Annotated in this window: 16 protein-coding genes; 8 read left to right on the top strand and 8 right to left on the bottom strand. The window is 63.6% G+C overall.

Annotated elements, in window-relative coordinates; translation table 11 throughout:
- Nucleotides 1–7 precede the first annotated feature (7 nt).
- Together FDP25_RS02625 and FDP25_RS02620 are read left to right on the top strand one after the other, a co-directional pair.
- Entirely contained in the window at nt 8–787 is a 780-nt protein-coding gene (locus FDP25_RS02625) for a type III pantothenate kinase (RefSeq protein WP_154148656.1), read from the top strand.
- Entirely contained in the window at nt 784–2,454 is a 1,671-nt protein-coding gene (locus tag FDP25_RS02620) for a ribonuclease J (RefSeq protein ID WP_154148654.1), read from the top strand. The genes FDP25_RS02625 and FDP25_RS02620 overlap by 4 nt, the downstream gene beginning before the upstream one ends.
- Nucleotides 2,455–2,704: 250 nt before the next feature.
- On the opposite strand, the gene FDP25_RS02615 is transcribed toward FDP25_RS02620, so the two are convergent.
- The 5 genes from FDP25_RS02615 to FDP25_RS02595 all read right to left on the bottom strand — a co-directional run bounded on the left by FDP25_RS02615 (nt 2,705) and on the right by FDP25_RS02595 (nt 7,999).
- The gene (locus FDP25_RS02615) at nt 2,705–4,156 is read right to left on the bottom strand and encodes a DEAD/DEAH box helicase (protein WP_154148652.1); all 1,452 of its coding nucleotides are present in this window, start codon (nt 4,154–4,156) and stop codon (nt 2,705–2,707) included.
- A 198-nt stretch (nt 4,157–4,354) separates the two neighbouring features.
- On the bottom strand, nt 4,355–5,323 hold the full coding sequence (locus FDP25_RS02610; protein ID WP_154148650.1) for a glycosyltransferase family 2 protein: 969 nt from the start codon (nt 5,321–5,323) through the stop codon (nt 4,355–4,357).
- A gap of 50 nt (nt 5,324–5,373) precedes the next feature.
- Complete coding sequence (locus FDP25_RS02605) at nt 5,374–5,901, bottom strand: hypothetical protein (RefSeq protein WP_154148648.1); 528 nt, start codon at nt 5,899–5,901, stop codon at nt 5,374–5,376.
- Nucleotides 5,901–6,659 (bottom strand): DsbA family protein, encoded by a 759-nt coding sequence (locus FDP25_RS02600; protein ID WP_154148646.1) that lies wholly within the window; start codon nt 6,657–6,659, stop codon nt 5,901–5,903. The genes FDP25_RS02605 and FDP25_RS02600 overlap by 1 nt, the downstream gene beginning before the upstream one ends.
- Nucleotides 6,660–6,664: 5 nt before the next feature.
- The gene (locus FDP25_RS02595) at nt 6,665–7,999 is read right to left on the bottom strand and encodes a M48 family metalloprotease (RefSeq protein ID WP_154148644.1); all 1,335 of its coding nucleotides are present in this window, start codon (nt 7,997–7,999) and stop codon (nt 6,665–6,667) included.
- 61 nt (nt 8,000–8,060) lie between these two features.
- On the opposite strand from FDP25_RS02595, the gene FDP25_RS02590 reads away from it, so the two are divergent.
- The 4 genes from FDP25_RS02590 (at nt 8,061) to prfB (ending at nt 14,638) form a co-directional block, all read left to right on the top strand.
- Nucleotides 8,061–9,206: a pyridoxal phosphate-dependent aminotransferase gene (locus FDP25_RS02590; RefSeq protein WP_154148642.1), complete on the top strand. Its 1,146-nt coding sequence runs from the start codon at nt 8,061–8,063 to the stop codon at nt 9,204–9,206.
- 382 nt (nt 9,207–9,588) lie between these two features.
- The gene (locus tag FDP25_RS02585) at nt 9,589–10,806 is read left to right on the top strand and encodes an N-acetylmuramoyl-L-alanine amidase (protein WP_154148640.1); all 1,218 of its coding nucleotides are present in this window, start codon (nt 9,589–9,591) and stop codon (nt 10,804–10,806) included.
- Between the two features lie 88 nt (nt 10,807–10,894).
- Nucleotides 10,895–13,417, top strand: a complete 2,523-nt coding sequence (locus FDP25_RS02580; RefSeq protein ID WP_343031940.1) for a penicillin-binding protein 1A — start codon at nt 10,895–10,897, stop codon at nt 13,415–13,417.
- Between the two features lie 93 nt (nt 13,418–13,510).
- Nucleotides 13,511–14,638: a peptide chain release factor 2 gene (gene prfB, locus FDP25_RS02575; protein WP_154148638.1), complete on the top strand. Its 1,128-nt coding sequence runs from the start codon at nt 13,511–13,513 to the stop codon at nt 14,636–14,638.
- 280 nt (nt 14,639–14,918) lie between these two features.
- On the opposite strand, the gene FDP25_RS02570 is transcribed toward prfB, so the two are convergent.
- The 3 genes from FDP25_RS02570 to FDP25_RS02560 form a co-directional block, all read right to left on the bottom strand.
- Complete coding sequence (locus FDP25_RS02570) at nt 14,919–15,587, bottom strand: hypothetical protein (protein ID WP_154148636.1); 669 nt, start codon at nt 15,585–15,587, stop codon at nt 14,919–14,921.
- Nucleotides 15,588–15,715: 128 nt separating this feature from the next.
- Entirely contained in the window at nt 15,716–16,663 is a 948-nt protein-coding gene (locus FDP25_RS02565) for an Acg family FMN-binding oxidoreductase (protein WP_154148634.1), read from the bottom strand.
- 79 nt (nt 16,664–16,742) lie between these two features.
- Nucleotides 16,743–17,267, bottom strand: coding sequence for a peptidoglycan-binding domain-containing protein (locus tag FDP25_RS02560; protein WP_154148632.1), 525 nt, complete (start codon nt 17,265–17,267; stop codon nt 16,743–16,745).
- Nucleotides 17,268–17,513: 246 nt separating this feature from the next.
- Between FDP25_RS02560 and FDP25_RS02555 the strand changes: the two genes are divergently transcribed.
- Nucleotides 17,514–17,837: a 2Fe-2S iron-sulfur cluster-binding protein gene (locus FDP25_RS02555; RefSeq protein ID WP_154148630.1), complete on the top strand. Its 324-nt coding sequence runs from the start codon at nt 17,514–17,516 to the stop codon at nt 17,835–17,837.
- The gene (locus tag FDP25_RS02550) at nt 17,837–18,580 is read left to right on the top strand and encodes an FG-GAP repeat domain-containing protein (RefSeq protein ID WP_343031939.1); all 744 of its coding nucleotides are present in this window, start codon (nt 17,837–17,839) and stop codon (nt 18,578–18,580) included. The genes FDP25_RS02555 and FDP25_RS02550 overlap by 1 nt, the downstream gene beginning before the upstream one ends.
- The last annotated feature ends 59 nt before the right edge of the window (nt 18,581–18,639 follow it).

Genomic DNA, 18,639 nt, shown 5'->3' with positions numbered 1-18,639 from the left:
GCGGCGCATGCTTCTGGCGATTGATTGCGGCAACACGAACACGGTGTTTTCCATCTGGGATGGCAAGGAGTTCCTTTGCACCCTGCGCACCTCGACCCATCACGCGCGCACGGCGGATGCCTATTTCACGTGGTTTTCCACGCTGATTAATCATTATGGCATCAAGCCCGACATCACCGATGTCATCATCTCTTCCACGGTGCCGCGCGTGGTTTTCAACCTTCGGGTCTTTGCCGACCGGTTCTTTGGCTGTCGGCCCATGGTGGTGGGCAAACCCGAGTGCCTTTTGCCGCATGCGCCGCGCGTCGATCCGGGGACACAGGTTGGCCCTGACCGCCTGGTCAACACCGCCGGGGCCTTTGACCGGCATGGCGGTGACCTGATCGTGGTGGATTTCGGTACCGCAACCACCTTTGACGTGGTGGCGCATGATGGGGCCTATGTTGGGGGGGGGATCGCGCCGGGGGTGAACCTCAGCCTTGAGGCCCTTCACATGGCCGCCGCCGCCCTGCCGCACGTGGATGTCACCAAGCCACCAAAAGTCATCGGGACCAACACGGTGGACTGTATGCAGTCGGGCGTGTTCTGGGGCTATGTCGGCCTTGTGAATGGCATCTGCGCCCGTATCCGTGCTGAATACGAACGCCCCATGCGGATCATCGGGACAGGCGGGCTTGCCCCGCTCTTTGCCCAAGGCGAAATGCTTTTCGATGAAATTGACGATGACCTGACGATGCACGGCCTGACCGTGATTCATGACCATAACAAGAAGGCCGAGGCCCAATGAGCAGCGAACGCATTATCTACATGCCCCTCGGGGGCGCCGGTGAGATCGGCATGAACGCCTATGTCTATGGCTACGGCGAACCGGGAAAGGAGCGTCTGATCCTCGTTGATCTTGGCGTGACCTTCCCCGACATGGACAGCACACCGGGCGTGGACCTGATTTTCCCGGATGTTCAATGGCTTGCGGAACGGCGTGACCGTTTGGAGGCGATTTTCATCACCCATGCCCACGAGGATCACGTGGGGGCGGTGGCGCAGTTCCACGAAGATCTTGGCGCGCCGATCTATGCGCGGGCCTTCACCGCTAATATCGCCCGGCGCAAGATGACCGAGAAAGGCTATACCGAGAAATCGGTGCGCACGGTTTCGGCCTGGCCGGAGGTGACCGAAGTTGGGCCCTTCAAGGTGGGTTTCGTGCCGATTTCCCATTCGATTCCAGAGAGTTCCGGGCTGGTCATCGACACGCCCAAGGGCCGTCTGGTGCATTCGGGTGACTTCAAGGTCGACCATGATCCTGTCGTCGGCGAAGCCTTTGACGAAGAACTATGGGCGTCCTTGGCCGAGCCGGGCGTGCAGGCGTTGATGTGCGATTCTACCAATGTTTTCAATGCACATGAGGGACGCTCTGAAAGCAGCCTGTCCAGTGACATCGAAGGGTTGATCGCGGGGGCCAAGGGCATGGTCGTGGCCACGACTTTTGCCAGCAACGTGGCGCGCGTCAAAACCTTGGCCGAGGCGGGCAAACGGGCCGGGCGGTCGATCTGCCTGTTGGGCCGCGCGATGCGCAGAATGATCGAGGCGGCGGTGGAAACCGGGGTGCTCAAGGAGTTCCCGAAAACCGTAAGCCCCGAGGATGCAAAGGAAATTCCGCGCGAAAACGTCATGCTGATCGTCACCGGAAGCCAAGGGGAACGGCGCGCGGCCAGTGCCCAATTGGCCCAAGGCAAGTATCAGGGGATCACCATGAAAGAGGGGGATATGTTCCTCTTTTCCTCGAAAACCATCCCCGGAAATGAACGCGGCGTCATCAGAATCATCAATCAATTCAGTGAGATGGGCGTTGACGTGGTGGACGACTCCAGCGGTCTTTACCACGTTTCCGGACATGCCAACCGGCCCGATCTGGAAAAGCTGCATGATCTGGTCAAACCGCATTTCGTGGTGCCCATGCACGGCGAGCACCGTCACCTTCGGGAGCATGTAAAAATCAGCAAATCCAAAGGCTTACGCGGCGTCTTGGCCCCGAATGGCACCATGGTGGACCTCACCGGCGAGCGGGCCGAGGTGGCCGAGTATGTCGAAACAGGCCGCACCTATCTTGACGGGAGCGTCAAGATCGGCGCGCTTGATGGCGTGGTGCGTGACCGCATCAGGATGGCCTTGAACGGCCACGTCATGGTCAACGTGATCCTTGACGAAGATGACGATCCGCTCGGTGAACCCTGGTGTGAAATCAAGGGCTTACCCGAAGAAGGCCGAAGCCGCGCACCGCTTCTGGACGTACTGGAAGAAGACCTGAGCCAATTCATGGGCCGGGCCGGATCCAAGACCCTGACGGACGATGACAAGCTGGAAGAGGGCCTGCGCAAGGTCACGCGGCAAAGCGCCCAAAACGAGATCGGCAAGCGGCCCGAGGTGACGGTCATCATCAGCCGTCTGAGCGCCTGATCTTTCGTACGAGTCGTACGCTTGCCCCCCGGTTTTCGTACGAAAATCGGGGCCGGTTTGAACGGGATCGTACGACTCGTACGAAAATCGCACAGCTTGAGGGGCAATTCGCCCCTTCATCTTTCCAAAAATACTCTGGGGAGGTTGGGCCGTCCTGCAATCGCTCCGGGGGAGCGATTGAGGCCCAAGCGGGGCAAAGCCCCTCATCCAATCAAACCTGTGCGGCGTAGCCGCGCCTTTTGGAAACGGATCAGCCCGCGCGGCGTTCTTCGAAGCTGAGCGCAATGAAGCTCGGCAGGTGATCGCCCATTCCGACAACGCGGTTGTCGTTGCCGCCCTTGTTGCCGCCACCGCGGGTGCCGCGGGACCGCGAGGAGGATTTGCCGGAGCTGTCCGATTTCGCCTCGGATTTCTGCGGCTGGTCCTGTTTCGGCGCGTCCTCCTTGGGGGGGGCCGCGGCCTTGGCGGATTTCGAACGCGATGATTTGGACCGGTTGGATTTTGGTTTGGTCTCGTCGCTTGCCTCGGCCTCGGCTTTTTCGGGCTTGCCGGATTTCACCGGATTGTCGAGACGCGGGATTTCCTTCTGGATGAGGTTTTCCACGGCGTCGAAGGCTTTTTCGTCACGCGGACCACAGAGGGTGATCGCCTTGCCTTCACGACCGGCGCGGCCTGTGCGGCCAATGCGGTGTACGTAGTCCTCGGCATGGCCGGGAACATCGTAGTTGAACACATGGCTGACCGCCGGCACGTCGAGGCCGCGGGCGGCCACGTCGGAGGCCACGAGAAAGCGCAACTCGCCGTTGCGGAAGGCGTCGAGCGTCTTGGTGCGCTGCGATTGGTCCAGGTCACCATGGATCGGGGCCGCGTCATAGCCGTATTTCTTCAAAGACTTGGCGCAGATGTCGACATCGCTCTTGCGGTTGCAGAAGATGATGGCGTTGGTGCATTTGTCGCCTTCGCCGTCGATCATCGCGCGCAGGAGCTTGCGTTTCTCGCTGTCGGCGCGGTCGCGGCGGGACGGTTTGAACATCACCACGCCCTGTTCGATGGTCTCGGACGCGGTGGCCTGCCGGGCCACTTCGATGCGTTCGGGCGCTTGCAGGAAGGTGTTGGTGATGCGTTCGATCTCGGGTGCCATGGTGGCCGAGAAGAAAAACGTCTGCCGGGTGAAGGGCGTGAGCGAGAAGATGCGTTCGATGTCGGGGATGAACCCCATGTCGAGCATCCGGTCGGCCTCGTCCACCACCATGATCTGTACGCCGGTCAGCAAAAGCTTGCCGCGTTCGAAATGGTCCAGAAGGCGACCCGGGGTGGCGATCAGGACATCGACACCCTTGTCGATCAGCTTGTCCTGTTCCTTGAAGCTGACCCCGCCGATCAGAAGCGCCTTGGTGAGTTTCAGGTGCTTGGAATAGGTATCGAAATTCTCGGCCACCTGCGCGGCCAGTTCCCGCGTGGGGCAAAGCACAAGGCTACGTGGCATCCGTGCCCGCGCCCGGCCACGTGCCAGAAGCGACAGCATGGGCAGGGTGAAGCTGGCGGTTTTGCCGGTGCCGGTCTGGGCGATGCCCAGAACGTCGCGCCCTTCGAGGGCGGGGGGAATCGCCCCCGCCTGAATCGGGGTCGGCTCTTCGTAGCCGGCTTCGGTGATGGCCTTGAGGACCTTCGGGTTCAGGTTCAGATCAGTGAATTTGGTCATGTGTGTCCATGGTTTGCGGACACGTCCTTGGCCCGCGCGTCTGATTCGGGTCGGGCCCGTGTGGCCCCGTGGTTCGTCACATATGTGACCCGATTGCCGTTGCGTTTACCGGAAGAAGGGGGGCGTGGTCAATCCGAGGTGCCGGTGCCGCGACGATCTGTATTCCTACATGGGGATTGTTGCCGAAATATCAACGTTTCAAGAGCTTTCCGGGAAATGCTTGGTGCGTTTCCCGGTCAGGTTGAGGCGAATGGCGTGCAGGTGGTCGAAGCGCGCGAGGCGGGCGCGCAAATCGGGGGTGGCGGTGCAGACCTCGGTATAGAAGGCGCGCAGGGCGTCTTCGCCGCCCTCGTCCTCAAGCAGGGTAAAGAGTTGGTTCATGGTCAGCGCCACGCCATCGGCCATCGGCGCGGCTTTGAGGCCATCGCGGTAGGAACCTTGAGCGAGGCGGAAGCGATAGTATTTCTGCCAGTGGTCCCAGTCATGGCCGTGCATATGGACAAGCTGTGTTTCAGGCAGAAGGGCGGGGGCATTGTCCTTCTCGCCGTGCTGAAAGGCATTGTGGATCCGCAGGCTGACCCCCTCGTGCCCGGTGCGCACAAGCACCTTGCCCGCCACGTGGCTGAGGAAGCCGCCGTTCAGGTGGTCGCCATAGGTGGGGTATATGGCGTTGGTTTCGTCGCGTCGCGGCCCGAGGTGGCGGGCGCAGCTTTTGGCCCAGATCTGGCCTTCGGGCGGAGGGTCGGCGGGGTCGGGGGCCAGCGCCTCGATGGGCCGGACGCGGGCCGAGAGGGTGTCATCGGGCAGGGCGGCCAGTTGATCGGGCAGGGAGGCCGTGGGCCAGAGGAATTCATCCACGTCAAGATGCGCCAGCCAATCCACCTGCGGGTTGCGGTTGTAGCAATGGGTGGCGTTCATCGTCTGGCGGGGCTGGTGTTTCGCGGGGCGTCCCTTGCGTTTGGCGCGGCGTTTCCAATAGCCCTCGTCACAGAGGACGACACGGCATTTCGGGTGGCCGATCAGGGCCTCGCGCGCCGCGGGCGCGTCTTCGTCGAGGTAGATATGCACGCGATGCGCCCCCAGATCGAGATGATGGGCGGCGAAGTTCAGGATGTCGGTGCTATCGGCCTTGATCGTGGCGACAAGGCCCCATGTGGGTGTGCTCATGCGCGGCAGAATGCGCCGGGGGCGCGGGGCGTGCAAGAGGCTGTTGGCCGTTAGCGGGTGAGGTAACGTTTCAGCACGATGGCGGGCATATGGCCGCGCAGCATCATGTCGGGCAGCACGTAGGAGGGGGCGAGGTCAAGCTCCAGCGCCTGCACGAGATCGGGGTTTTCATCCATGTCGATCAGGGTCACCCGCAGGTCGCGGCCCTTGGTTAGCTTGCGTAGATCCGCCTCGGCCTTTGCGCAGGGGGCGCAATCGGCCCGGGTGAGCAGGGCGATGGTTTGCGCGGCGTCCTTGGGGCCGAAACCCGGCAGGTCGGGGGCAAAGAGGCGGTCGGCCTGTGCCTTGATGCGGGCGAGGTCATTTTCCACTGCGTCGGCGTAGGGGTCGATTGGCGGGGGCGCGATCCGTTGGGTCAGGTCGGGCAGGCCGAGAAGCGCCTCGCGAATCTCGGAATGGAAAATGGCGCGTTCCGTCGGGGTCAGATCGGTGAAATCGGTTTCGGCCCCGGCGGGTGCGGCCAAGGCGAAAAGGCCCGCCACCAAGGGCGGCAGGCCGGAGAGGGGCGCAGGGCGCATCAGTTGTCGCGGATCTCGGCGGCGACGCGCTGCATTTCGTCGAGCGGCAGGTAGCCGCGCAGCATCTGGTCTTCCATCACGAAGGACGGTGTGCCCGAGATATTGAGGCGTTGGGCCAGCGCGCGGTTCTCGGCGATGACGGTGTTGACGGCGTCGCTGTCCATCTGCGCCTCGATCGCGGCGGCATCGAGGCCGAAGCCCTCGGCCATGCGGTTGAGGGCGGTCTGGGTGATGTCGCCGTTGTAGACCATGAGCGCATCGTGGATCTGCTCATAGGCCTCATCGCCAAGGGTTTGCAGCGTGGCGATGGCAAAGCGCGAGGCCAGCACGGATTGTTCGCCGAGGATCGGGAATTCCTTGACGATCAGTTTGATGTTGCCGTCAAACTCCAGCAGGTCGTTCACCTCGGGGAAGGCGCGTTTGCAGTAGCCGCATTTGTAATCCATGAACTCGACCAGCGTGATGTCACCGTCCGGGTTGCCGCCGACCCATGAGTGGCCGTCGTCGAAGATCGCCTGCGCATTGGCTTGGACCAGTTCCACGTCGTTCTGCGCCTGTGCCTCGGCCTGACGCTGTTCCAGCACCGCGACGGCCTCCATGATCACTTCGGGGTTCTCCAGCAGGTAGGCGCGGATCTCGGCGCGGAAAGCCTCGCGCTCGGGTTGGCTCATGTCCTCGAGGTCGAGGGCCTGCGCGGGCAGGGCGGTGAGTGAAGCCATGGCAAGGGCCATGGCGGGCAGAAGGGGGCGGCGTGTCATGCGGGTTATCTCCGTTTGCGTTGTTTGGCGGCACGTTGTGCCGCAGATAACACATCTTGCGCGCGACGCCAGCCGGTGGAGCCACGCGGCAGAAGGTCGCTGGCGCGTTGGCCGTGCAGGCCGGCGTCTTCCATCCGGCCCTGCATGGCGTAGCGTTCGGCGGTGAGAAGCGAGGCCATGCCCCGGTTTCCCTGCTTGGCATAGGCCTGTGCCAGATCGCGCATCACGCGGCTGTCGCGGCCATCGCGGGCGCGGGCCTGTTCGAGGTACTTGGTGGCCTGTCCCACCTTGCCCTGCGCCAGAAGGGCGCGGCCATAGGCCCCGAGGATCAGCGCATTGCGCGGGGCCAGTTGCGTGGCCCGGCCATAGGCCGAGGCCGCCGCGCCGAAGCGGCGACTTTCGATGAGGATCTGGCCCTTGAGTTCGTAAAGGAACGGGTCCTTGGGGCGGCTGGCGATGGCCGCGTCGATGGATTTGAGCGCCCGCGAGAGATTGGAGCGGCGGTGGTGGGCCACGGCCTCGCGGATCAGCCTGACATCGCGAAAGCCCGTTTCCCCGGCGCGGCGCAGGGTCCATTTCGGGCTGCGCTGGAAGGCCGAAAGCTTGCCCTTGGCGCGGGCGAACCAGTAGTCGGCGCTTTGGTTGTCGCGGGTCTTCTCGGCGTAGGCCTGCGCCAGACGGTTGACCACGCGGAAGCGATCGGCGCTCATTGGATGGGTGCGTGCATAGGGGTCTTGCCGCGCGGCGCTGAGCGCTTCTTGCCCGCGAAAGATGTCCATGACCTCGACCATGCCCTGCGGGTCGATCCCGGCATTGGCCATGTAGCGCATGCCGGATTGGTCGGCGGCGTTTTCCTCGGCCCGGGTATGGGCGAAGAACAGGCGCTGAGCGGTGGTTTGCGCGCCAAGGGCGGCCCCGGCGGCGGCCTCGCCCGAGCCTGCGGCCACGGCGGCGGCGGCGGCCAGGGCCGCGCCGATCCCGGCGGCGGTGCGGGCGTTGCGCAGGTTGATGGGGCGGCGCACGAGGTGGCCGTTGGAAATATGGGCGGCCTCATGCGCCAGCACGGCCTGAAGCATCGCGGGATTGTCCATCTTCAGCAAAAGGCCGGAGTGGATGAAGATATGATTGCGGTCGACCACGAAGGCGTTGAGGTTGCGATCGTCGATCACCAGAATATCGGTGCCCGAGGGGCTGAGCCCGGCGGCTTTCAGCACGGGTTCGGCCAGCTTCCGGAGCGCGTATTCGATATCGGGATCACGCAGCAGGGTCAGCGCACGCGAGGGTGCGGCCAACGTCATCGTGACCAGCAGCGCGATGGCGAGGAGCCTGAGAAGGTGCATTGACGGCAGGGCCTTTTCCGGTTGAAACGGGCGGTGTTGGGCGCAGTCTAGGAGCGAAGCGATGCGGAACTCAACCCGAAGCGGCGTTGATCCCTTTATTGTGATGGACGTGATGGAGGCCGCGCGGCGGGCCGAGGCCGAGGGGCGGCACATCATCCACATGGAGGTGGGCCAGCCGGGCACGCCCGCGCCCGAGGGCGCGCGCGCGGCCTTGACGCGGGCCATGGGCGAGGATGCCATGGGATATACCGTGGCGCTTGGCCTGCCGGCCCTGCGCGAACGGATCGCGCGGCTTTATGGCGAGTGGTACAACGTCGATCTGAACCCTGAGCGGGTGGTGATCACCCCGGGCAGTTCGGGGGGCTTCATCCTTGCCTTTACCGCCTTGTTCGATGCGGGCGACAGGGTGGGCATTGGCGCGCCGGGGTATCCCAGTTACCGCCAGATTCTCAAGGCGCTGGACCTTGTGCCGGTGGATATCGAGACGGCGGCGGAAAACCGCCTTCAGCCGGTCCCGAGTGACCTTGAGGGGCAGGATCTGGCGGGGCTGATGGTGGCCAGCCCGGCGAATCCCAGTGGGACGATGCTGGGCCGTGACGATCTGGCCGCACTGATGGAGGCCACGCAAGCGCATGGCACCAGCTTTATCAGTGACGAGATCTACCACGGCATCGAGTACGAGGCCAAGGCCGTGACCGCGCTGGAGATCAGCGACGAGGCCTATGTCATCAACTCGTTTTCCAAGTATTTCAGCATGACCGGCTGGCGCGTGGGCTGGATGGTGGTGCCCGAGGATCATGTGCGGGTGATCGAACGTCTGGCGCAAAATCTCTTTATTTGTCCGCCACATGCAAGCCAGGTGGCCGCCCTTGCGGCGATGGACTGCCGCGAGGAACTTGAGGCCAACATGGCGGTTTACCGCGCCAACCGGCAGTTGATGCTGGAGGGCCTGCCCAAGGCCGGGTTCGACCGGATCGCGCCGCCCGATGGGGCGTTTTATGTCTATGCCGATGTCAGCCATATCACCGACGACAGCCGCGCCTTTGCCGCCGAGATTCTGGAACAGGCCGGGGTGGCGGTGACGCCGGGGCTGGATTTCGACCCCGAGCGCGGGGGCGGGACCATCCGGTTTTCCTATGCCCGGGGCACGGCGGATATCGAGGAGGGGCTGGTGCGGCTCAAGCGGTTCATGGAGGCGCGGGGGTAAAGATCGCCTGCGAATCGGGGGCTAACCCCTTGGTTAAGCTCGAAAACCGCTTTCTGTACCGCATCGGTAATACGTCGGTATTGCGTCGGTGGTTTTGTCTGTATCCCGGCGGGTTAACAGGGTGTGTGGTGAGTTTTGTACGAAACCTAGGGGCGTTTTGTACGGTTTGAGGAATGGCAGGTGCCAGCCCGGCGATGCGCGGCGGTCTGCGGCCTTGAGTCCGCGCAGGACCTTCACGACCGAATGTCCAACAAGGGCTCGCCCCATCTCCGAGGCAAGGCACGGGGATATTTTTGCCAAGAAGAAAGGCCGGGGTGGGTGCAATGGCTTTGGCCTTGGTGTATCTTGCCCCCAAGACTAAGCCAAAACGGCGGTGAGCAGGATGATCAGGGCAATTTGGGTGATGGTGGTTTGCCTTTGGGCGGGGCTGGCCGCGGCGCAGGACTTCAGCGGCCTGGCGCGGGTTTTGCCCGACGAAAGCGGCGTGGAGGATCGGCGCGGCGGGCTGTCCGTTGAACTGGCTTTGAGCCAGGGGGTGCCGTACCGGGTGTTCACCCTGAATGATCCTGCGCGGCTTGTCATGGATTTCCGCGAGGTGGATTGGCAGGGCGTAGATGCCGGGGCGCTGGATCGCAGCGATCGGGCCTTGGCCCTGCGGATGGGCGGGTTCCGGCCCGGCTGGTCGCGGATGGTGGTGGATATGGATGGGCCATACCTGCCCGAAACCGTCGATTTGCGGGTCACGCCCGAGACGGGCGCGGCAAGGTTGGAAGTTGTCCTGGGGGCGGCTGATGCTGAGGCTTTTGCCACGGCGGCGGGCGCGCCGGATTTGCCGGGGTGGGAGTTGCCTTCGGAGGGGCTCAGGGCCGAACGCCGTCCGCGTCAGCGGGGCGAGGACCCCTTGATGGTGGTCGTGGACCCGGGCCATGGCGGGATCGACCCGGGGGCCGAAGCCGGGGGCGTGGCCGAGAAGGACCTGATGTTGCAGTTTGCCCGCGAGTTGAAGGAGATGTTGTTGCGGGCCGGCGGCATGGAGGTGATCCTGACGCGCACCGATGACAGCTTTGTCTCGCTTGAGCGGCGGGTGGCGGTGGCCCATCGGGTGCAGGCGGATATTTTCATCTCGCTTCATGCCGATGCGCTGCGCGAGGGGCGGGCGCATGGGGCCACGGTTTACACCCTGTCCGACAGCGCCAGCGACGCGGCCAGTGCGGCCTTGGCCGAGCGGCACAACCGGGCCGATATGCTGGCCGGTGTGGACCTGCGCGGCAGCGATGACGTGGTGGCCGATGTCCTGATGGATCTGGCGCGGATGGAAACCCAACCGCGCGCCGAGCGTCTGGCCAAGGCGGTGCGCCTGAGCCTTGCGGCCCATGACCTGCCGCTGCATTCGCGGCCCCTGCGGCATGCCGGGTTCTCGGTGCTGAAATCGCCGGATATTCCCTCGGTTCTGGTAGAGCTGGGTTTTTTGTCGAGCGAGCGGGACAGGGCCAACCTGCGCGATGCGGGCTGGCGGGGCCGGATGGGGGCCGCGCTGCGCGATGCGATTGCCGCGTGGCGGCAGGAGGATGCGGCGCGTGCCGATCTGGTGCGGCAATGAGCGGCCCATCTGCGGTGCCATGCCAGATGTGTTTTGACGTGGGCCAAGGCCGTGCCTATATGAGGTCCAAATTACTGCGGGGGCGTTTGTGCTTAGGGCGATAGGATCATTTTTCGGCACGCTGTTCAGTCTTCTGACGCTGGGCGTGATGCTGATCGCGCTGAGTATCGGCGCGGTCTTTCATATCTATGGCAAGGACCTGCCCAGCCATGAAAGCCTTGCCAATTACACGCCGCCGACCATCAGCCGGATTTATTCCGGCGAGGGGCGGATCATCGACGAGTTCAGCCGCGAGCGCCGGTTGTTCACCCCGGCCGAGGATATTCCCGATCTGGTCAAGCAGGCCTTCATCAGCGCCGAGGACAAGAATTTCTATTCCCACGGGGGATATGATGCGCGCGGGATCGCGGCGGCGATTGTCGAGGCGGTCCGCTCGCGCGGGAAGAACGTGCGCGGGGCCTCGACCATCACCCAGCAGGTGATGAAGAACTTCCTGCTGTCCGGCGACCGGCGGATCGAGCGCAAGATCAAGGAGATCATCCTTGCCACCCGGATCGAGGAGACCCTGAACAAGGAGAAGATTCTTGAACTGTATCTCAACGAGATTTTCCTTGGTCAGAATTCCTATGGTGTGACGGCGGCGGCGCAGACCTATTTCAACAAGACCCTGCGGGAACTGGCCCCGCATGAGGCGGCGACACTGGCCTCGATGCCGAAAGCGCCCAGTGACTACCACCCCGTGCGCGAGAAGGAGCGGTTGTTGAGCCGCCGGAACTTCGTGCTGCGGGAGATGCACGAGAACGGCTATCTGGACAAGGCGACCTACGAGGCGGAAGTGGCCGCGCCGCTGCGCTCGGTTCAAAATGGCGATTTCGCGCCGTTCAGCGCCGATTTGCCGCCGCGCGACTATTTCACCGACGAAATTCGCCGCCAGCTGAGCCAGGATTTCGGCGAGGGCGAGTTTTTCACCGGCGGCCTGAGCGTGCGCGCCACCATCGACCCCGAGATGCAAGCCGAGGCGGCCACGGCGCTGCGCCGCCAGTTGGAAAAGTACGACCGGGGGCGGGGCCGTTGGCGCGGCACCGGGGTTGTCCTGCCGGAGGAGGCCCTGGAGAGCGAGGAGGCGTGGCGCGAGGCGCTCTCCGAGGCCAAGGTGGCCCGCGACATCGAGTTGAACGGCACGTGGTATCCGGCGGTGGTGCTTGAGATCGGCGATCAGGAGATGCGTCTGGGCATCGAGGGCGTGGCCCCGGATGAGGCCGCGCCGCATGTGGTGCCGCGCAAGGATATTGCATGGCTTCCGGGGAGTTTTCGGGATGAATTCGAACGCGGCGAGGTCGTTCACGTCCGCAAGATGACCGAGGATGGCAGCGGCGATTTCATCCGCTGGAGCCTGCGGCAGGTGCCCGAGGCCGAGGGTGGTTTCGTCGCCATGGACGTGCAAACCGGCCGGGTTCTGGCGATGCAGGGCGGGTTTTCCTATCAGCATTCGGTGTTCAACCGCGCCACGCAGGCCAAGCGGCAGCCGGGGTCGAGTTTCAAGCCCTTCGTCTATGCCGCCGCGTTGGACAGTGGCTATACCCCGGCGACGATCGTGGTCGATGCCCCCATCGAGATCAACACGCCGCAGGGCTTGTGGCGGCCGCGCAATTCGTCGAACAAGTTCTACGGGCCCACGCCCCTGCGGACGGGGATCGAGCGGTCGCGGAACCTGATGACCATTCGTCTGGCCCAGGAGGTGGGCATGGACGTGGTGGCCGATTACGCCGAACGCTTTGGCGTTTATGACAACATGGGGCGGTTCCTGGCCAACTCGCTGGGCTCGGAAGAGACCACGCTTTACAAGGTGGTTTCGGCCTATGCGATGTTTGCCAATGGCGGGGAGCGGGTGGAACCCACGCTGGTCGACCGGGTGCAGGACCGTTACGGCAAGACGGTATATTCGCATGACACGCGCGATTGTACCGATTGCGGCGATCCCGGCATCGCGCCGAACCGGGGCCCGCGGATCGTGTCGAACCGCGAACAGGTCATGGATGCGATTACCGCTTACCAGTTGACGTCGATGATGAAGGGTGTCGTGGATCGCGGCACCGCCTCGCGGGTGATCGACCTGCCGGTGCCGGTGGCGGGCAAGACGGGCACCACCAACGATGCGCGGGACGTGTGGTTCGTGGGCTTTACCAGCACCGTCGCGGCGGGCTGTTACATCGGGTTCGACCAGCCGCGCAGCCTTGGCCGCGGGGCCTATGGCGGGTCGATGTGTGGCCCGGTCTTCCAAGAGTTCATGCAAGAGGCCATCAAGAAATACGGGGGGACCGATTTCCGCGTGCCGCCGGGCGGGCATTTCATCAAGATCGACCGGTTCACCGGCGCGCGCCTGTCGGATGACGCCAGTGGCGAGCATGTGGTGGCCGAGTATTTCCGCGATGGCGAGGAACCGGTTTTCGGCATCACCTTCGACGGGGGGTTTGCCATGGGTGAAAACCTTGATCTTTATCGCTCGGGCGAGCAGGAGCAGGTCAAGGAGGTCACCACCTCGACCGGCCAGAAGGCCACGGTCGGCGGCAAGGCCAACTTCGGGACGATGAGTTCCGGCGGCCTTTACTGACATCCAAAGCAAATGCAGCGGGCGCGGGTGATCTTGCCCGCCTCCGCGCCCTGCGGTATCACCCGCATCTGAGCAGACCAAGGACCCAATGCAATGCGCGCCGAAATCCAGACCCTTGTTTCCGAAATCGAGAAATCGCTGGAGCTGTTGCGCCAGCGGATGGGGTGGGAGACGGCCCAGCACCGGCTTGAGGAATTCAACGCCCGGGTCGAGGACCCCAACCTGTGGGACGATCCCGCCAAGGCGCAGAAGCTGATGCGCGAGCGGCAGAGCCTCGTGGATGCCATGGAGACCCATGACAGCATCCAACAGGAGCTTGAGGATCAGTCCGGCCTGATCGAACTGGGCGAGATGGAAGAGGATGACGAGGTTGTCACCGAGGCCGAGGAGGCCCTCAAGGCGCTGGCCAAGCGCGCAGCGGCCAAGGAATTGGAGGCACTGCTGGATGGCGAGGCCGACAGCAACGACACCTTCCTTGAGATCAACGCCGGCGCGGGCGGCACGGAAAGCTGCGACTGGGCTTCGATGCTGGCGCGGATGTATGTCCGCTGGGCCGAGAAGCGCGGTTATACCGTGGAGTTGCAATCGGAAAGCGCGGGCGACGAGGCGGGTATCAAATCCGCCGCCTACAAGATTTCCGGGCATAACGCCTATGGCTGGCTGAAGTCGGAATCGGGGGTGCATCGGTTGGTGCGAATCTCGCCTTTCGATTCGGCGGCCAAGCGGCATACATCCTTCTGTTCGGTCTGGGTCTACCCGGTGGTGGATGACGACATCGAGATCGAGGTGAACCCGGCCGATATCCGGATCGATACCTATCGGTCCTCGGGCGCGGGCGGGCAGCACGTGAACACCACCGACTCGGCGGTGCGGATCACCCACGCGCCTACCGGCATCGTGGTGACCAGTTCGGAAAAATCCCAGCACCAGAACCGCGATATTGCCATGAAGGCCCTGAAATCGCGCCTGTACCAGCTGGAACTGGACCGCCGCAACGAGGCGATCAACGAGGCGCATGAATCCAAGGGCGACGCGGGCTGGGGCAACCAGATCCGCTCTTACGTCTTGCAGCCTTACCAGATGGTGAAGGACCTGCGGACGGGCGTCGAGACCAGCGACACCAAGGGGGTGTTGGACGGCGATTTGGACCAATTCATGGCGGCGACTTTGGCGATGAATGTTTCGGGCAAGACCCGCGCCGAGGCCCAGGGCGAGGAGTGAGCGCCGTCTTGGAAACGCTCCGGGGGAGCGTTTCAGGCGCGAACGGGCGGAGCCCAGCCGTCTTGCAATCGCTCCGGTGGAGCGATTGAGGGCCGAACGGGCGGAGCCCAGCCGTCTTGGAAACGCTCCGGGGGAGCGTTTCAGGCGCGAACGGGTGGAGCCCCGGGACGTTTCGTATATTCGACCACCTGTTTGCGGTGAGGTCCCGGGTCACGTTCGGGGCAGGGGGCCTTTTAAGCGCATGATGTGTTCGCGCCCGAAGCCGACACCGTATCGGAGGCTATTCGACGATTATCTTTGAAATCGCATAGCCGACCGCATGCATATCCTTGAGGTTGACGATCTCGACATTCATGTCACCATCACGCCCCTGTGGCTCCAGAGCTGTGATCCGGCCTGAACACTTGTTTTCGGACATCGGCTCAAAGGCAACCGGCCCGTAAGTGGCCCACCGACACAGGAGGCTTTCAGAAATGGGTTCTCCGGCACCAAGCACAACGGCCTGAAACGACTCGCCGGGGGAAACCGGATTTTTCACATCCTTTATGTGAATCCGTAGGTCGCTGAATTGATTGTTGTAAGGGAAAATGCCGTTCACGCGGCCCACTTCCTGTCCATTTTCATTGGCCACGATGAGGTTGTAGGGCACGTCCGTTGATGGAATAGCATACCCGTTTTCGTCGCGAATGGGCTCGAAAGCCTGCTGGATTTTCATTGCGGAACAATTGGATGAAATCAATTCGAGATGCCCGGAATAAGGCTCTGGCACCTCGACGCTACATTTTGCGTTTGACGGCATCGTTTTGTCACCAGGCATGATCGATATGACCAGTTCTCCGCCCAACTGAACGGACCCGCCAATCATCCTCGTCTGAAAATCCGCTGAGAGCGCCGGAGTTGCGGCCCCGAATATCACGCCTATCAAAATACCGTTGTATATCAGTCTCATGAGGCCCTCCCGCGTAATCTTCGCAAGAAACATACAGGTTTCTTTATCAAAAGTCAGCTTTGGGGCGTGACGATCTAGCCGGGACCAGACTTCGAGGAGCAAGGGGCGGCCCCCGTTATGGCCCGCGGTCAGGCGATCAACACCTCTTTGACGTCCCGTCGCGGTGATGGCGTGTCATCCATCGCGGCGTGCCCCATGCGCAGCAGGATTTGCGGATACCCGGGGTGCCCGGCAAGCGCCTGTAGCCGGGGGCGCAGGTGGATCACTTCGATCGGCTGGTTGAGGTAGGAGGCCGCCAGACCCGCCTTGGCACCCAGAAGCAGCATGTGATGCAGGGCCTGCCCTGCGGCCAGCCAATCGGTGGGGGTATCGCCCTCGCTGCCCAGCACGGCCAACAGGGGGGAATGACCGGCCAGGTCGCTATCCCGCGCGGCCACGCCATAGCCCATGTCGAAGCGGCGGATCACCATCCGGGCCACGGGTACGGCAAGGCCGGGCAGGGCGAGGCCATCACCCGCGCGGCGGGGGTGCATCCATTGTGCAAGCTCCCGCCGCCAGCTTGGGTCGGCCCATTGCGCGGCATCTCCCTCGGCCACCAGGTTCGCGGTGGCCTCGCGGGTCTTTTCGCTTTCAAACGGGGAAAGCCAGGCCCCTTCGCGCGCCACTGCCTCGTGCAGGTCGGTCAGGATGTCCTGACCGATGGCCTTGTCGCTGAAGGCTTTGCGCCATGTCTGGCGTATATCGATCACCGAGGCGAGCGCGCGCAAACCGGGCTCGGCAGGGCCATTGAAGGCCAGATGCGCCAGCCGTTCTTCGCACGGACCGTCGGGCAGGGGCGTGACATGCGCCCCCAAACCTTCGGCGGCGGCGGCCACCCGCAATCCGAAAAGCGCGCAGCCACAGCTGATGGTCAGTTCGCGATCCTCGGGGTCGGTGACGGGCAGGGCGCGGGTGCGATCCGCCAACAGGTCGATCCCCCCATCGGTGGGGCGAAACAGCCAAGGCTGGCTGTTGTGGCTGGAGGGCGCGCGGATGGCGCGGGCGACCATGCGGTGCAGCTTGGCGTCGTCGATCATGCTGTGGCCTTTCCCTGCGGACTATGAGCCAAGGCTAGGGGGCGGGGGGGTGATGCGCCTTGCGCGATGTCAAAGGCGGTTACCCGGCAGGGTGCTCAACGGCCACCAGCCCAAGGCGGCGGGCGGCGGCCAGTGACAGGATACCGGAATCCAGCCCTTCGGGCTTTTGATAGGCGCGCACGGCGGCGCGGGTGCGGGCGTCCATCGTGCCGGTGACAGGGCCGCGATACAGCCCGCGTACCTTCAATGCACGCTGCACCGAAGCCACGAAATCAGGGGTTTGCACGCTGGCGCAGGGGGTTTCGAACCATGTTACCCGGCGTTCCTGCACGATGGCCTGCCGGGTTTCGGTTTTATAAATCGCGGGTTCCAGAACCGTGCCGTCACCGCGCACCTCGGCGGGTTGCAAAAGCACCTGTTCGGTGACGGTTTCGATCACGGCGGGGGTGACATCCTTGCCCCAGCAGGTGCCGGGGGCGGCGCCGGGGGGGGCCTCCTGCACGGTCTGGACGATCTCGGGCTCTGCCGGGCCGGTGAGCGGCAGGGTGCTTTGGCAAGCGGCCAAGGCAACCGGCAGCGGCAAAAGGACAATACTGGGTTTCATGTGCTCGGCCTCAAGGGGCGGTTTCGGTGCAGTTTACCCGGTTTTGCACCTTTGGGAAAGCGGGCGGAACGGCAAGCCGGCCGGGGCGTGGAAATGGCCATTTACATGAACAAAGGCGGAACCTGCGGCATTTGTCGCAACTGTTTCCGTCAAGGGTCGCAAATGGGGCTGGCCTGACCTATATCGCTTGGCTAGGAGTCATCCGGATTTCATACAACTTGCCACGTGAAGGGGAGTGCGCAGCATATGGCCAAGATCACCTATATCGAGCACAACGGGACGAAACACGAGGTCGAGGTCGCCAATGGCCTGACCGTGATGGAAGGCGCGCGGGACAACAACATTCCCGGCATCGAGGCCGATTGCGGCGGGGCCTGCGCCTGTTCCACCTGCCATGTCTATGTCGATCCGGCCTGGGTCGAAAAGCTGCCCGCCAAGGACGACATGGAAGAGGATATGCTGGATTTCGCCTTTGAACCCGATCCCAAACAGTCGCGCCTGACCTGCCAGCTGAAGGTGACCGATGAATTGGACGGTCTCGTGGTGCGGATGCCCGAAAAGCAGATCTGATGCGCAGGGCGCGGCGTGTTCCGTTGCGCCCCAGGGGCCGGTCCGCCCGCCGCGCGTTGCTGGTGTCGTGCTTTTGGCTGGCGGCGCAGGCGGCCAGCGCAGAAACGATCCTTGAGGCCGAGTATGCCGCCCCCACCACGCGCTATGGCCATGGGGCCTTGGGCGACGCGATGGAATGGGGCGCGCTGCGCCTGACGCTGGCCGATGGCCGCCGCCTGACCATGACCGTGCCGGAAAGCCTTGTCTTCGAGGACGTGGCGCCACGACTGGCCGACCTCGATGGCGACGGTGCCCCCGAGGTCATCACGGTCGAATCCAGTCTCACCAAAGGGGCACGGCTGGCGATTTACGGCCCCGAGGGCCGCATCGCCGCCACGCCCCATATCGGACGGCGCAACCGCTGGCTGGCCCCTATCGGCGCGGCGGACATGGATGGCGACGGGGCGATCGAGATCGCCTATATCGACCGGCCTCACCTTGCCCAAACCCTGCGCCTCTGGCGCTATCACGAGGGGCGGCTGACCGAGGTTGCCACCGCGCAGGGCCTCACCAACCACAAGATCGGCTGGGATCACATCCCCGGCGGTATCCGTACCTGCCGGACCGGCCCCGAGATCGTCACCGCCAACGGAGATTGGTCGCAAATCATGGTGACGCGGCTGTCAGGCAGCAGCCTCACATTACGCCCGATGGAACCCTATACCGGGCCCGACAGCCTGAACGCGGCGTTGACCTGTCCCTGACCCTTTCATCTTTCTCCAAATACTCCGGGGAGCGCGAGGGGCAGCGCCCCTCGCCCCGG

Source organism: Roseovarius bejariae (assembly GCF_009669325.1).
GTDB lineage: Bacteria > Pseudomonadota > Alphaproteobacteria > Rhodobacterales > Rhodobacteraceae > Roseovarius > Roseovarius bejariae.
This window is presented reverse-complemented; position numbering and strand designations above follow the sequence as displayed.